Raw genomic sequence first — 13,950 nt, 5'->3', positions numbered from 1 at the left:
GGTAGGTTGTTCGTAGTCTGCACAGCGACTTGACTTTTGTCCCACGTTTTCGCTATTTAAGTTCGTAAAGCAAACAGCGAGTTTGGGACAAGATGACTTATGTCCCAAACTCGTTGTTTTTTCATTTTCGATTGCTTAAAACTTTTTGATAACTAAACGAACCAGACCATTAACGACGCCGGAGATGACGACGACTAGTAACAACGCCATGAACACAGGCAGTAAATGTTGACTGAACCAAACGGCAAGCGACCATTCGAGGACGCCGGCACTGACGGCAATAAAACTGAGTACGATAACGTAACTCGTTAAGCCATTGGCGGAGTTTTTTAAATCGGCAGCACTGAGATCGAAGCCACCAACGCTAAGGTTAGTTACTAAGATGAGCCATAAAAGTAAGTGTGCTAAGAATGGCCCGGTAGCGACATCACTCACTGGTGCGTGGAAAAGTGCCGACCAGCTTGGATCTTGTGCGAAGGCTAAAATATTGCCATAAGTTTGTGGCAGTAACCATGCCGTTAGGCCAAATAGTAACGCGCTGACGCCAACAATCGGCGCGAAGCCAATGAAAAAGTTTCCCATGGTCTGGTAAGTGTCACCACTGTTCCATCGATGATTGACATAGCCAAGGGTCATTGCTTCAGGGTCGCGCTCACGATTTTCAGGATGTGCGAATTTTAAAAGACGAAACCGCGTGATCTTGTGACCAAACAGCAGTGCCATGAGCAAATGACTGGCTTCATGAACGATGATACCAAGCGCACCTAGATAAACTTGCGAATTGATTCCAAAGTGACCCGCTAGCAATTGTTTTGTGTTGCGATTGATCACGGTCAGCCCCCAGCTGAAAAGTAACGGGATTGCTAAACCGTAAAGAAAGATTGCCAGCAAATTAGCGAGAATTTGCTGGCCGAGCGATCCAAATGTCATAAATAGTGTCCATGATTTCTTAAGTAGTTAATTGTGTCACCGTGATTACGCGATGGTTGTGCTTATTGACGGTGACACAAACGTGCTGACGGTAGTTTGCTGCGTAAATATTCTTCCCACGAGTGACTAGTTCATCGGCAGTTAATACGGCAAAGTGAACAAAAGCAGTTGCCTCGCTGATGGTCATTTTTTGCTGCAACTTTTTATTGATGCGTTCAAAGACAAGTGGGGTATAGCATAACATTGCCGCGAGTTCCTCGTTTGTTAGCATGCTATTCTTCTAAATCGGTAAACGTGCCGTGAACAAGCTCAGCGACAGCCGCTGCATTAACCTTAACAGAGCGCCCAATTTTACCAGAAGAGACGATGATGTCGCCTTGTGCTTGCGCAACGGTATCAAAGTAAATGGGGTACTGGTACTTTTCCCAGATTCCGATGGGTGTGTTGGCACCGTGCTCGTAACCAGTCGTTTTGAGCAGGTCCTTTAGCGGGACCATGCCAACTTTTTTGTTACCAGAGGCGGCAGCCAATTTTTTATAACTTAGGTGCGTATCCAAAGGCACTACGCCAACTAACGGACCAGTCACGTTACCTGATAGCACAAGGGTCTTATAAATCTGATGTTCATCGACTTCATCATGGTCAACATCCAACTGCGCGACATCGCCGGCTTGATGGGTTGCAAACGCTAATGGTTCATAGGGAATGCCTGCGCGGTCTAAGATTTTTTCGACCAGCGTTTTTTGTAGACGTTTCTTTTTTGCCACAGTGAAACCTCCTTATGGTGATAGATATTGGTACGGACCTAATTAAAAATTGGCTGGACCAATATTTTTCTGTTATACTGACACTAATTTAGTATACATAGAAAGGAACCGAGCGTCGATATGGCGGATCTAGTTTATAAGAATGTAATGCAGGATTTAAAGCGGCGCATTAATGACGGGCAGTACCCTGATAAACGACTACCAGATGAACGTAGCCTTAGTGATGCGTATCAAGTGAGTCGCTCGTCCGTTAAGCGTGCACTAAATGTAATGGCACAGCAGGGAATTATTTTTAAGAAGCGTGGGTCAGGAACCTTTGTTAATCCACTGTACTTAAAAAACAAAGCTGTATTTAGCTATGAAGGGCGTAATTTAGGGCTGACTGATTCGATGCGTGTGGATGGCATGAAGCCAGGCATTAAGTTGCTCGACTTCCAGGTCATTCCGGCAACACCTGAATTACAACAAGACCTGTTTTTAACTGATGATGACTTTGTGTATCAAATCAAACGGCTACGACTATTGGATGAACAGCCGGTGATGATTGAGACAGGTTTTATTCCAATTAAGATCATGCCTGAGTTATCCTCCAATGTCGTCTCAGGTTCGATCTTCAATTACTTGGAAGACATTAAACACGTGTCTGTTACAAAGTCTTTTATGACTGTTGCAGCCGAACCATCCACCGAGCAAGATCAAGAATTGCTTTCATTAAAGCCAAACGAACCAGTTGGCGTTATGAGCGGGATCTTCTTCCTCGACGATGGGACGCCATTTGAAGTATCGAACATGCGCGTCCACTATCAATATATGAAGTACAACACATTCATGGACCTGGATGCTGACTAACAATTTAATGGTTACGATTAGAAAGTGCTAAGAAAGTTTCAAGCTTAGCACTTTTTTTGTACGTTTTTGGTCGGAGTTTGTTAGCATTGACGGAGATTAACAGATCGTGAGAAATGTTGATCGATGTTCAAAGTCGTGGGGATGAAAATCACTTTCAGATAATTGGGTCGTACCAATTTTCTAAAAGGTTGACTTTTATTTAAAAGCGATTATTATAGTAAGTGTAAATTGACCGGTAAAAGTCGGTGGATTTCACAGCAAGTTGCGGATATTAATAAATTTTGAAGGAGTGTAAATATTCATGGCAGTTGATTACGACTCACAAGAATACTTAGACACAGTTGACGCCTACTGGCGTGCAGCGAACTACCTTTCAGTTGGTCAGTTGTTCTTAAAGGACAACCCATTATTGAAGGGCGACTTAACGGCAGAAGACGTTAAAGTTAAGCCAATCGGCCACTGGGGCACCATCGTTCCACAGAACTTCATCTACGCACATTTAAACCGTGCTATCTTGAAGTATGACTTGAACATGTTCTACATCGAAGGTTCAGGTCACGGTGGTCAAGTTATGGTTTCTAACGCATACCTTGACGGTTCATACACTGAGCGCTACCCACGTATCACTCAGGATGAAGATGGTATGAAGCGTTTGTTCAAGCAATTCTCCTTCCCAGGTGGGGTTGCTTCACATGCTGCTCCTGAAACACCAGGTTCAATCCACGAAGGTGGCGAACTTGGTTACTCCCTTTCACATGGTGTTGGTGCTATCTTAGACAACCCTGATGTGATTGCTGCTGTTGAAATCGGTGATGGTGAATCAGAAACTGGTCCTTTGGCCGCTTCTTTGATGTCAAGCAAGTTCATCAACCCAATCCACGACGGTGCTGTATTGCCAATCATCCAGGTTAACGGGTTCAAGATTTCTAACCCAACGATCCTTTCTCGGATGAGTGACGCAGACCTTACTAAGTACTACGAAGGTATGGGCTGGGCACCAACATTTGTTGAAACTGATGGTGAAGACCACGAAAAGGCTCACCAAGACATGGCTAAGGCTGTTGACGCAGCTGTTGAACAAATCAAAGCCATTCAAAAGAACGCGCGTGACAACAACGACGATTCATTACCAGTATGGCCAATGATCGTGCTTCGCGCACCTAAGGGTTGGACTGGTCCTAAGAAGGACTTGAACGGTAACCCAATCGAAAACTCATTCCGTGCTCACCAAATTCCACTTCCTGTTGACGCAAACCACATGGAACATGTTGATCTTCTGATCGACTGGTTGAAGTCATACAAGCCTGAAGAATTATTCAACGAAGACGGAACTCCAAAGGAATTCTTGTCAGCTGTTGAACCTAAGGGTGACCAACGGATGGCTATGAACCCTATCACTAACGGTGGGATTCACCCAGAACCATTGAAGCTTGAAGATATTCGCAAGTTCGCCGTTAAAGACGAAGACTTGAAGGATAACTCAAAGCAACGGATGGACATGCAAGTATTATCAGCATTCACTGCTGACACTATGAAGCAAAACAAGGATACTTTCCGGATCATGGGACCTGACGAAACTATGTCAAACCGTCTCTGGGATGCATTCGATGTTACCAACCGTCAATGGATGGAAGACATTCACGAACCAAACGATGAATTCGTTGCCCACTCTGGCCGGATCCTTGATGCTCAATTATCTGAACACCAAGCTGAAGGTTGGTTAGAAGGTTACGTTCTGACTGGTCGTCACGGTTTCTTCGCATCATACGAATCATTCACGCGTGTCGTTGACTCAATGTTGACACAACACTACAAGTGGTTACGTAAGGCGCAAGAACAAAACTGGCGTCATGATTACCCAGCCTTGAACATCATCAACACTTCCACTGTGTTCCAACAAGACCACAATGGTTACACTCACCAAGACCCAGGTATGCTAGGTCACATGGCTGAAAAGGGTCACGAACTGGTTAACGAATACTTACCAGCCGATGCAAACACCTTATTAGCTGTTATGAACAAGTCATTACAGAGTCGCGAAGTGATCAACTTGATCGTTGCTTCCAAACACCCACGGACTCAATGGTTCTCCATTGACGAAGCGACTGAATTGGTTAACAACGGTTTGGGTATCATTCCTTGGGCTTCTAACGATGACAACGCTGAACCAGATGTTGTCTTTGCAGCAGCTGGTACGGAACCAACGATGGAAACTCTTGCTGCAATTTCATTGCTGCACGAAAGCTTCCCAGAATTGAAGTTCCGCTTCATCAACGTTGTGGACTTGTTGAAGTTACGTAAGAAGGGTGACGACCAAGATGACCGTGGTTTGACGGACGAAGAATTCGACCGTTACTTCACGACTGACAAGCCTGTTATCTTTGCTTTCCATGGCTTCGAAAACACATTGCGTGGTTTGGTCTACGACCGTCATAACCACAACATGAGCTTCCATGGCTACCGTGAAAACGGGGACATCACGACTCCATTTGACATGCGTGTCTTGAACGAATTGGACCGCTTCCACTTGGCTAAGGATGCCATCAACGCAACTAAGTTTGCTGAACAAGCCGGTGAATTTACTCAACACATGGACGACATGGTTGCTAAACACAACCAGTACATCCGTGATGAAGGTACTGATTTACCAGAAGTTAACGCATGGGCATGGAAAGACATCAAGTAATCCATTAACTATGTTTAAACAGAGCTTACGCACCCTTTGGGGTTGCGTAAGCTCTGTTTTTTTGCGAAAGTGATGTTAAATGTTGCATATGGAAACAAAGAGCATGATAATTGATTTCACGTTATAAACGCATGGGAAGGGAAGATGAAATGGCAAAGACAGAACAAGTTGAACTAACAAACATGGTATTGGTATCGGATAACGAAACTGATCAGTTACTGGTTGAGGATCGTCGTAATCCGGACTGGCCTGGTTTTACCTTTCCCGGCGGGCACATAAAACAGGGTGAGAGCTTTGTTGATTCAGCTATTCGTGAAGTGAAGGAAGAAACCGGCTTACAAATTCATAATCCGATCTTTTGTGGCATTAAAGAATTTATGACTGATCATGGTCGCTATATTGTGGCATTGTTCAGAACGGATTCTTACTCGGGTGATTTACGATCTTCGAGTGAAGGCGATGTTTGCTGGATGCGGCGTGACGAACTGTTCCAACATCCAATTGCACATGGCATGGATAAGGTGCTTGATGTTTTTGAAAAGCGAAGCGTCTCTGAGTTGAGCTACCTAAATGACCCAGCTGGAGAATTGAAGTGACAATTGAAGCTAATGATTTAATTTTTGATGTGCAGGGTGATATTTTCGATGTGCGTGCCAGTGGAATTATAAAATTCGGCGACAAAATTTTATTACATCGGTCACGTGAAAATTTAGCCTTGATTGGTGGCAAACAAAAGATGGATGAATCCTCTACAACTGCGGTTATTCGTGAGTATAGGGAAGAGCTCCATGTTACGGTGGTCCCAGAGCGCTTGCTTTGGATTATGGATCATCAGTTTATTGATGATCAACAGAAGCATCAGCAAATCCAATTAGTGCATCTGATGAAGTTAGCTAGTGACGTTTTGCCACCTGACACATTTACGGTCGGACAGCATACCTTTGAGTGGGTAAAATTAGCAGACTTAAAAGCTAAGCGAGTTTATCCTCTTTGGCTTAGAAAAGTTAGTGAGTTGCCCAGTGTACCGGTCTATATGAACGATGTTTTCAGCAGTGACTAATCACTCACTTGGTGTTAGAATGGTTGTTAATGACGAGAGTGGGACAGAAGTCGGAAAGTCGTAGTCTGCATAGCGACTTGGCTTTTGGCCCACATTTTCACTATTTAAGTTCATAAATTCAAAAAGAGCGTTTGGGATTAGATGACTTAGGTCCCGAACTCATTTAAAAACGAGGCAGCGAGATGAAAACAGCCGTAATTACGGACAGCGCGAGTTACTTAGATCCTAAAGTAGCAGAGGCCGCAGGTATTCGTGTGGTGCCAATCACCGTTATTTTTGGCACCCAAACATACTTAGAGAACGTTGAAATTACCAGTGAGACTTTTTATCAACGTATGCGTGAAGAAAAGGCAATGCCATCAACTGCACAAGTGACGATGATGCAGATGCAAGAACAGTTCGATCAACTGATTGAAGAAGGCTATGACGAAGTTGTCTGTATTCATTTGTCTAGCGGCATTACAACGTTTTTACAGAACTTAACGGCTTATGCGCCAACTGTGAAAGGTATAAAGGTATATCCCTTTGATTCTCAGATGGCTAGCGAAGGTGAGGCCTGGCTGGCGTTGTTAGCTGCTAAAATGGCGAAGACGGGTAAGTCTGCCGCAGAGATTTTACCAGCGTTAGAGCAGCTAAGGGATAGTACACACGTATACTTTGTCGTAGATGATCTAAGTCATTTGTTGCGTACAGGGCGGATTACGAATAGTTCGGCGTTTGTTGGAAACTTGTTGCGGATAAAGCCGATTTTAACGTTTGAAGACGGTAAGATTGTCGCCTTAACGAAGGAACGGACGGCTAAACGTGCTTTTCAACGTGTTAAACAAGACTTTACTGAATCACTTATTACGGAAACACAGCCGGTTCGAGTTGGTGTTATTGATGCCAACAATCCAGAGGGCAGTGCAACCTGGATGAGTGATTTAACCTGTAGCGACTTGCAGACTGCAGTGGGCGAACCGGCGCAATTTGAGGTTGCCCATATCGGACCATCAATTGGGGTGCACACCGGCGAAAAGGTGATGGGCTTAGTTTGGGCTCGTGATTGGCAAACGTTAGCTGATTAAGTGCATGAATGAGAGCGGGACAAAAGTCGGGAAGTAGTCTGCATAGTGACTTTCCGACTTTGGCGCACATTTCCGCTAGTAAAACTTAGAAAACAACAATGGGTCTGGGACATAATTAGTTATGTCTCAGACCCATTGTTGTTTTCTATTCAGTTTAGGTTATTTTTGGTTCACTTTAACGATTAATACATCAACATCAGCATTACGGCTGACATAGTTAGTTACAGAGCCGACCATCAAACGTTCCACGGCGTTTAAACCAGTAGTTCCCATGACGATTAATTCGTTACCGTGATCATGAGGGAATTCGCGTGAGATAACTGGCTTTGGATTACCAAAACGCACATGGATATCGACGTCTTTAACACCGGCATCTTCGGCCTGTTTCTTTAAGGCTTCCAAACGGTTTTGGACATCTTCCACTAACCGGTAGATAACGTCACCACTAACGGCACCGCCGTAACTATCGGAGAACTGGTTTACTTCCAAGACATTTAAAATGTCGAGGTGTGTTTCATTACGCTTGGCAACCTCGATTGCCTTTTCTAGAACTGGTTCAGTGGCTTTGGAACCGTCCACTGGGGCAAGGATATTTTTGTATTGCTGTAACATTGTTACATGCCACCTTTCTATCAATCAGAAACTCTGATGTTGCCTTGGCTTTATTATACCGTTTTACCAACAGAATGTAAGCGATTTACTAGCTGAGCGCTGAGAAAATTGTAATTTGACTACTGGTGGGTGTCTACAAGTGAATTTACAGTCTAGCAAAATGATTGTGAAAGTTTGTGAAATCAATCGAAAGGAATGCACTAAGTTAGTAATTGTGTCCGCTTTCAGAAAGTGCTAACATCAACTTTGAAAGAAACCGATTCATTAAAAAGCGTGGGTTGGCACCTGAAACTATAGGAGGAACTGCATAATGTACTATGTTTCGATGAAATCACATAATATTGGTGAAAATTTAGCGACTGAACAGTATTTGATGAATAACAAGAACTTTGATGAACCATTGCTTTTATTTTATTATGAAGAGCCTTGTATCATTGTGGGACGTAATCAAAATACACTTGAAGAAATCAATCAAAAATACGTCCAAGACAATAATATTCGTGTGACGCGTCGGCTTTCTGGTGGTGGTGCAGTTTATCAAGACTTAGGTAATCTTTGTTTCAGTTTTGTGGTGAATTCAAACAGTGAAGAATTTGGTGATTTTAAGTCCTTCACAAAACCAATCGTTGAGGCTTTGCACAAAATGGGTGCGACAACCGCTGAAGTTTCCGGACGTAACGATATTTTAGTGGATGGCAAAAAGTTCTCTGGAAATGCCATGTATACGCGTAATGGCAAAACCTTCTCCCATGGGACGTTAATGCTGAATGTCGACTTGGATGTTGTAACCCATGCGTTGAATGTCCCAGCTGATAAAATTGCTTCTAAAGGCATCAAGTCAGTACGCTCACGGGTGACTAATTTGCAGCCATTTTTGAGTGATGAATATCAAAATATTGATGTGCCAGCGTTCCGTGACATTTTATTGAAAGAACTATTTGGTGTTGATGATTTAGCGGATATTAAGGATCGTGAGTATGTTGTCACACCTGATGAACAGAAAGAAATCGACAAGTTGTACGAACAATATTACAATAATTGGGACTGGGTTTACGGAAACTCGCCTGAATTCACGGTTAAGAAGCGTCAGCACTTTGATTACGGAACCATTGATGCACGGTTAAACGTTGCCGATGGGAAAATCAAACACATTAAGTTCTATGGTGATTTCTTCGGTCCTGAAGATGTCACTGCACTGGCTGATAGACTGACCGGAATCAAGTATGACCGTGACGATTTGCAGCAAGCACTTGCAGACGTTGATCTCAGTAAATACTTCGTCGGCATTTCGCAGGAACAACTCATCGATTTGCTGGCATAGAAAGGTTCCTATCTAGATGAGAGATGCACGTGTCGTTAGTTTGACCATTGCTGCCTGGATTTTTTACACAATTGTTAATGCAGGTGTGTACTTTGGTTTTGGTGGAAATGCAGGTACCATCATGCCGCACTTTTTAGCAAATGAAGCTGTATTGCTGGTATTTGTTGCTATTCCTGTATTAATGTTTGCTTTTAACTGGCGCTTTTCAGTTTATCCTCAAGCGTTTATTTTGATTATTTTAACGGCGATTTTATTGTTAGCAGTTGCCAAGACCTTTACGGGGCACGCACCAATGCTCGTCAACGTGGTCGTTGTGCTATTTTCAGTAATTGGTTTGATTACTAACTTTGAAGCCTTTGTTGCTGGTGCAAGATTCCGTCGCAACTATGAGGAAAATAACCGAATTTGGGTCGAAAAAAAGCAAGCAAAGGGGCGCAATAAGTAATGGAACGGAATGTAAGTGAATTTTTAACGACACTAACTGATGAAGCGTACCAAGTGGCTACAGCCACAGTTACTTTTTCTGAGTTAAATGATGATCCAGCCGGCGTCATTGCTGGAAGTATTGCTTTTGCTAAAAAGCAGCTTGAAGCTGATCAACTGGTTTCAACGCGTTTAGACGTAACTGGGTTTAATGATCAGGAAATCAACATTCGCTTGGAAAGCTCACTCCTCAATTTACCGTTTGCCTATGCTAAGGAAATCGATAAGATGCTGGATGCTGATGCGACCATGCCAGTTAATTTGTACATGATTATCGATTCACCAGCCATCAATGTTTCTAAGATGCGGATTGACTTAGCTAGCTCTGTCCAAGCCTTTTTGGACGATCCAGAATCAGTCACCGTAAAAATTGTCGATTGGTTACGTGAACAGATTGAGCGCCTAGAAACGATGGCGGCTCAAGCTGAGGAATCTGCCAAACAAGAAGATTAAGTATCAAAAAAGCGTGTTCGTAATCAGTCATAAATGACCGATTACGAACACGCTTTTTGATTACTAGCTTTGCAAAGCAGCATGCCATTCGCGCAAAAAGCGGGTAATCTCATGAACGAGAATTGGGAATAAGGCAATGCCAATGCAAATAAAGGTGAAATAGTTTTCTACAAATTTCGTTTTGCCAAAGAAGAAGCCAGCTAATGTGGCGACTAACACCCAAGCGGTGACGCCGACAGTATTAAATAGATGGAACTGTTGTCTATCCATTTGGGTGCGACCGGCAATCAATGGCATGAATAAGCCAACGATAGGGATGAAGCGCGCGATGATTAAAAAAGAACCACCGTATTTATCGAAGTAGGCTTCGGATTGTGATAAGCGCTGCTGCGTCTTAGTTGGCGGCAGGTCATTTGTCTGTTGGCGTTTAGTGGCACGGCTGCGCATTTTGAGTCCGGTACGGTATTTAATAATAGAACCGGATAAGACCATTGCAGCGAACCCAACTAATAACACATAGATGTTTAACGCAGAAGCATGACTGGAAGAAATCGCACCGGCAACAAATAATAAGGATTGTGCTGGTAAAAAGGAAAACAGCAAGTAGGCACTTTCTAGAAAAAGAACCGTAAATAAAATGAGATAGCCCCAATAATCTAATTCATTGGTCCAAGGAATCAGGAAATTTAACGGGTGAAAAATAAATTCCAGTACCCAGGCGAGGCGTGTTGAAGTTATAAAATTTGTCATAGTAGTTTTATCATACGGGCAAACGTGTCGAAAAGCCACGGAAATAATTCTCTACAGTGAGGTTTGACTTTTAACAGTGAGATGTTACACTAGTTCCATGCGATGAGTCGAGATATGTCAGGCGGTATTTATACCGTCCCTCTGCGGAGGCTAGTGACAATTCGAAGTCAGAGGCACGCATTTCCGACGCATTCGGAGTGCTTGATCGTTTATGTTGTGGAACATGGCGGTCCACCCATCGACTACTAATTGGGTGTTGACATACTCGCTCTTCTTCATTGAAGAGCACCTTAAGTTCGGAAGGTATACCGAACACGCCAAACGTGTCCTTTACTCTAATGGGTAAAGGATCTTTTTTTGTTTATAAAGCGTTATGATCCATCCGGATATGTGGCGTGTGGTTGAAGGTGAAGATATCGCCAACTGGCGTGAAGCCAAATCGTTGATAGAATTCTTGCGCATGTGTTTGTGCATCGATTTGAATCGGACGATTTGGAAAGCGTTGTTGAATGATCTGCAGAATTTCGGTTACTAACTGCGCGCCATAACCGGAGCCACGCACCGCACTAGTTGTTAGTACACGCCCAAAAGTGACGTAATCGCCTTTTGGAAAGATACGCGCATAGGCGACCAATTGGTGATCGACGTAATTGAAGAGGTGTAAAGCAGTGCGATCCAGTTCGTCAGCCTCCGGATAGATCCTTTTTTGTTCCACAACGAAGACATCAATACGCGCCTTCATGATATCGAATAACTCATCTGCTGTGAGTTCGGAAAATTGTTTTAGTTGCCACATAAGTTGTCATCCCTTGTTTTTAATGCTGGTTAGTATATAATTATTTTGTTGCAAATACAACAAGGAGAAAATAAATGATTGAGACATTACGACAAATCGGGTTGTTTTCACGAGAAGCGACAACGGCTGCGAATCATGAATTTGCAGCGATTGGACTCAATAATAATCGGTTTCAATATTTGTTACGAATTTGTGAGCGGCCGGGCCTTTTCTTTGATGAATTAGCCGGGGAAATGGCGGTTGACCGAACGACGAGTTTTCGTGCCGTTCAAAAATTGATTACAGACGGTTATGTCGAGAAACGTGCGGACAGCCAGAATAAAAAGGTGCGTCATTTGTTTCCAACCGCAAAGGCACAGGCGGTGTATCCTGAAATTCATCGGTTTGAGCAACGTATGGCGACGATTACGATTGGTCAATTGTCACCGGCAGAACAGCAACAATTAGCGTTGCTGATGCGGAAAGCAAGTAGTGAACTGCGCTAGTAAGAATGAACTTTGGATGGTTGAAGGTGAAATCTATGTCGCTGCACTGCTATACTGAAAGTTAGTAAAGTAATCGGTAGGAGGCGCACATGGAATTAGGAGAGTTGAATCACATTGCCATCATTGTTTCAAACTATGTGAAAGCAAAGGACTTTTACATGACGAAGTTGGGTTTTCAACTTGTCAGTGAGTATGACCGTCCAGTCCGTCATGATACCGTCATCATGTTAGCTGCAGGGAACGTTCAAATTGAACTTTTTGTGCGTCCGAATAGTCCAGATCGTCCAAGCTACCCAGAGGCGCTAGGGCTTCGCCACGTCGCGTTTACAGTGGTTGACGTAGATCAGACTGTTATTCAACTAGCCGAGCTAGGCGTGCGTGCAGAGCCGATTAGAACGGATGAGTTTACGGGTAAGAAAATGACCTTTATTGAAGACCCAGATGGCTTGCCGATTGAGTTGCATGAATGATAAGGCTAAACGTGTGACGGACTACGGGTCGGCTTAGAGCAAGATAACCCAACCCTCAGCATACCCAATCGCCTAACCATTAACATTCGACATTACACGATTAATGACACAAAAAAACCTCAGAGAAGCGTGAATTAAATTTCACGTTTCTCTGAGGCTTTTTTATCAACGCTGGTTAGCCTTGATGGCGACGGTTCCATAAATTATATAAGCCAATCAACAATAGTACCGTACCAAATGCACCAGTGGCTAACTGCCGTGCCCAGATTCCAAATATCAGTAAACCGAGTCCGGCAATTAGAAATCCTAAGGTGTCTTTTAGAGCCTTATCCATAGTAACCTCACTTTGCGATGTAGACTTGATCGTTCAACAGGTCGAAGTGGCTGAAATGTTTGTTTAGCGCAGGTATCTCTGTCAACGTTGCTTGTTGCCAGAAAATTGTTGAATCAGTGGCGCCGTCCTTTTCACCGATGACGATTAATTCTGGTTGTGATGGTAGCTTACGTAGTGCTTGTAATACGTCCCAATCGACTGTCTGGCCATCAGGTGACCAGCTCATGATTACCGCTGCGACTTGGTCACTATATTTCTCAATCGCAGCTAAGGCGTCAAGCTGTTCAACGGTCGTGACAGGGTGCTTTCCAGTTTCATTTTCAGCGGTCCAGTCTTTGGAGTCAGTCGTGTAAATGGGTTGTTTGGCGTTGTGATCGCGCAAGCCCTTGGAAATATAACCGTTGCCGGCCATGATTTCTAACGTTGGCCGTCCATTTAAGTAAGCACTCAGGTCATTGGCAAATGGTGCAGAAATATAAGCCCACATGCCATAAGTGGTTTCGAGATACTCACGGAAATTACGCAACGCGCGATCTAACTGCGGAAGATCACCTGATAGCTGATTCCAAATTTGATCGCCACGAGGATCACCCAATGGATATTTAGCGAGTAACCGTTGATACATGGTGTCTTGGAAATTGTCTGGTAGTAGTAATGGTGGCAATGGTTGTGGCAATAAGCCACGTGATAACAAACGGTCTGCTTCCAGTACTTGGTTGATCAAGAACACGGCATCGCTAAAGTCAGTGAATTCATCGCGAAAATGGTTCATCTGTGTGATGTAATCATTATCTGCGCCGGCATTAGGATTGAGTTCAGGTGCTGAAGCGGTCGTTTTTGGATGAAGCTGCTTTTTTAATTTACGTAGTTGCTTGGGATTCATTGAC

Annotated in this window: 18 protein-coding genes; 10 read left to right on the top strand and 8 right to left on the bottom strand. The window is 43.6% G+C overall.

What is annotated here, in order from left to right; all coding sequences use genetic code 11:
* Positions 1–135: 135 nt before the first annotated feature.
* From IV55_RS04370 to IV55_RS04360, 3 genes are read right to left on the bottom strand one after another with little or no spacing between them, the layout of a single operon-like run.
* Complete coding sequence (locus IV55_RS04370; protein WP_057809754.1) at positions 136–930, bottom strand: hypothetical protein; 795 nt, start codon at positions 928–930, stop codon at positions 136–138.
* 19 nt (positions 931–949) lie between these two features.
* Positions 950–1,201, bottom strand: a complete 252-nt coding sequence (locus IV55_RS04365; protein ID WP_057809753.1) for a DUF3781 domain-containing protein — start codon at positions 1,199–1,201, stop codon at positions 950–952.
* Position 1,202: 1 nt separating this feature from the next.
* Positions 1,203–1,697: an aminoacyl-tRNA deacylase gene (locus IV55_RS04360; protein ID WP_057809752.1), complete on the bottom strand. Its 495-nt coding sequence runs from the start codon at positions 1,695–1,697 to the stop codon at positions 1,203–1,205.
* 120 nt (positions 1,698–1,817) lie between these two features.
* Between IV55_RS04360 and IV55_RS04355 the strand changes: the two genes are divergently transcribed.
* The 5 genes from IV55_RS04355 (at position 1,818) to IV55_RS04335 (ending at position 7,359) form a co-directional block, all read left to right on the top strand.
* Positions 1,818–2,546 (top strand): GntR family transcriptional regulator, encoded by a 729-nt coding sequence (locus tag IV55_RS04355; protein ID WP_057809751.1) that lies wholly within the window; start codon positions 1,818–1,820, stop codon positions 2,544–2,546.
* Positions 2,547–2,847: 301 nt separating this feature from the next.
* Positions 2,848–5,232: a phosphoketolase family protein gene (locus tag IV55_RS04350; protein WP_057809750.1), complete on the top strand. Its 2,385-nt coding sequence runs from the start codon at positions 2,848–2,850 to the stop codon at positions 5,230–5,232.
* Positions 5,233–5,381: 149 nt separating this feature from the next.
* Complete coding sequence (locus IV55_RS04345) at positions 5,382–5,828, top strand: 8-oxo-dGTP diphosphatase (RefSeq protein ID WP_057809748.1); 447 nt, start codon at positions 5,382–5,384, stop codon at positions 5,826–5,828.
* Positions 5,825–6,292 (top strand): NUDIX hydrolase, encoded by a 468-nt coding sequence (locus tag IV55_RS04340; protein ID WP_057809747.1) that lies wholly within the window; start codon positions 5,825–5,827, stop codon positions 6,290–6,292. The genes IV55_RS04345 and IV55_RS04340 overlap by 4 nt, the downstream gene beginning before the upstream one ends.
* A 182-nt stretch (positions 6,293–6,474) precedes the next feature.
* Positions 6,475–7,359 (top strand): DegV family protein, encoded by an 885-nt coding sequence (locus tag IV55_RS04335; RefSeq protein ID WP_057809745.1) that lies wholly within the window; start codon positions 6,475–6,477, stop codon positions 7,357–7,359.
* 159 nt (positions 7,360–7,518) lie between these two features.
* Here the strand turns inward: IV55_RS04335 and IV55_RS04330 are convergent, their stop codons facing one another.
* Complete coding sequence (locus IV55_RS04330) at positions 7,519–7,971, bottom strand: universal stress protein (RefSeq protein ID WP_057809743.1); 453 nt, start codon at positions 7,969–7,971, stop codon at positions 7,519–7,521.
* Between the two features lie 310 nt (positions 7,972–8,281).
* Here IV55_RS04330 and IV55_RS04325 point away from each other — a divergent pair, with 310 nt between their 5' ends.
* From IV55_RS04325 to IV55_RS04315, 3 genes are read left to right on the top strand one after another with little or no spacing between them, the layout of a single operon-like run.
* The gene (locus tag IV55_RS04325; protein ID WP_057809741.1) at positions 8,282–9,292 is read left to right on the top strand and encodes a lipoate--protein ligase; all 1,011 of its coding nucleotides are present in this window, start codon (positions 8,282–8,284) and stop codon (positions 9,290–9,292) included.
* A 16-nt stretch (positions 9,293–9,308) separates the two neighbouring features.
* Entirely contained in the window at positions 9,309–9,737 is a 429-nt protein-coding gene (locus tag IV55_RS04320) for a hypothetical protein (RefSeq protein WP_057809739.1), read from the top strand.
* Positions 9,737–10,228, top strand: coding sequence for a hypothetical protein (locus IV55_RS04315; protein WP_057809736.1), 492 nt, complete (start codon positions 9,737–9,739; stop codon positions 10,226–10,228). The genes IV55_RS04320 and IV55_RS04315 overlap by 1 nt, the downstream gene beginning before the upstream one ends.
* Before the next feature lie 63 nt (positions 10,229–10,291).
* Here the strand turns inward: IV55_RS04315 and IV55_RS04310 are convergent, their stop codons facing one another.
* Entirely contained in the window at positions 10,292–10,978 is a 687-nt protein-coding gene (locus IV55_RS04310; protein WP_057809734.1) for a VTT domain-containing protein, read from the bottom strand.
* A 361-nt stretch (positions 10,979–11,339) separates the two neighbouring features.
* Positions 11,340–11,774, bottom strand: coding sequence for a GNAT family N-acetyltransferase (locus IV55_RS04305; protein WP_057809732.1), 435 nt, complete (start codon positions 11,772–11,774; stop codon positions 11,340–11,342).
* Between the two features lie 74 nt (positions 11,775–11,848).
* Between IV55_RS04305 and IV55_RS04300 the strand changes: the two genes are divergently transcribed.
* On the top strand, positions 11,849–12,259 hold the full coding sequence (locus tag IV55_RS04300) for a MarR family winged helix-turn-helix transcriptional regulator (protein ID WP_057809730.1): 411 nt from the start codon (positions 11,849–11,851) through the stop codon (positions 12,257–12,259).
* An 89-nt stretch (positions 12,260–12,348) separates the two neighbouring features.
* Entirely contained in the window at positions 12,349–12,729 is a 381-nt protein-coding gene (gene gloA2, locus IV55_RS04295; RefSeq protein ID WP_057809728.1) for an SMU1112c/YaeR family gloxylase I-like metalloprotein, read from the top strand.
* Positions 12,730–12,904: 175 nt separating this feature from the next.
* On the opposite strand, the gene IV55_RS10310 is transcribed toward gloA2, so the two are convergent.
* Positions 12,905–13,063 carry a hypothetical protein gene (locus tag IV55_RS10310; protein ID WP_157047459.1) on the bottom strand — a complete coding sequence of 53 codons (159 nt, stop codon included), beginning with the start codon at positions 13,061–13,063 and terminating at the stop codon, positions 12,905–12,907.
* 7 nt (positions 13,064–13,070) lie between these two features.
* On the bottom strand, positions 13,071–13,946 hold the full coding sequence (locus IV55_RS04290; protein ID WP_057809726.1) for a hypothetical protein: 876 nt from the start codon (positions 13,944–13,946) through the stop codon (positions 13,071–13,073).
* Between the last annotated feature and the right edge of the window lie 4 nt (positions 13,947–13,950).

Origin of the sequence: Furfurilactobacillus siliginis (assembly GCF_001437435.1) — a bacterium.
GTDB lineage: Bacteria > Bacillota > Bacilli > Lactobacillales > Lactobacillaceae > Furfurilactobacillus > Furfurilactobacillus siliginis.
Note: the sequence above shows the minus strand (reverse complement) of the source record. Positions and strands in the feature narration are given on the sequence as shown.

Coding starts and splice junctions, on each gene's coding strand:
- IV55_RS04355 (WP_057809751.1), top strand. CDS start 1,818: ATGGCGGATCTAGTTTATAAGAATGTAATGCAGGATTTAAAGCGGCGC.
- IV55_RS04345 (WP_057809748.1), top strand. CDS start 5,382: ATGGCAAAGACAGAACAAGTTGAACTAACAAACATGGTATTGGTATCG.
- IV55_RS10310 (WP_157047459.1), bottom strand. CDS start 13,063: ATGGATAAGGCTCTAAAAGACACCTTAGGATTTCTAATTGCCGGACTC.
- IV55_RS04305 (WP_057809732.1), bottom strand. CDS start 11,774: ATGTGGCAACTAAAACAATTTTCCGAACTCACAGCAGATGAGTTATTC.
- gloA2 (WP_057809728.1), top strand. CDS start 12,349: ATGGAATTAGGAGAGTTGAATCACATTGCCATCATTGTTTCAAACTAT.
- IV55_RS04335 (WP_057809745.1), top strand. CDS start 6,475: ATGAAAACAGCCGTAATTACGGACAGCGCGAGTTACTTAGATCCTAAA.
- IV55_RS04350 (WP_057809750.1), top strand. CDS start 2,848: ATGGCAGTTGATTACGACTCACAAGAATACTTAGACACAGTTGACGCC.
- IV55_RS04365 (WP_057809753.1), bottom strand. CDS start 1,201: ATGCTAACAAACGAGGAACTCGCGGCAATGTTATGCTATACCCCACTT.
- IV55_RS04325 (WP_057809741.1), top strand. CDS start 8,282: ATGTACTATGTTTCGATGAAATCACATAATATTGGTGAAAATTTAGCG.
- IV55_RS04290 (WP_057809726.1), bottom strand. CDS start 13,946: ATGAATCCCAAGCAACTACGTAAATTAAAAAAGCAGCTTCATCCAAAA.
- IV55_RS04370 (WP_057809754.1), bottom strand. CDS start 930: ATGACATTTGGATCGCTCGGCCAGCAAATTCTCGCTAATTTGCTGGCA.
- IV55_RS04330 (WP_057809743.1), bottom strand. CDS start 7,971: ATGTTACAGCAATACAAAAATATCCTTGCCCCAGTGGACGGTTCCAAA.
- IV55_RS04320 (WP_057809739.1), top strand. CDS start 9,309: ATGAGAGATGCACGTGTCGTTAGTTTGACCATTGCTGCCTGGATTTTT.
- IV55_RS04310 (WP_057809734.1), bottom strand. CDS start 10,978: ATGACAAATTTTATAACTTCAACACGCCTCGCCTGGGTACTGGAATTT.
- IV55_RS04315 (WP_057809736.1), top strand. CDS start 9,737: ATGGAACGGAATGTAAGTGAATTTTTAACGACACTAACTGATGAAGCG.
- IV55_RS04300 (WP_057809730.1), top strand. CDS start 11,849: ATGATTGAGACATTACGACAAATCGGGTTGTTTTCACGAGAAGCGACA.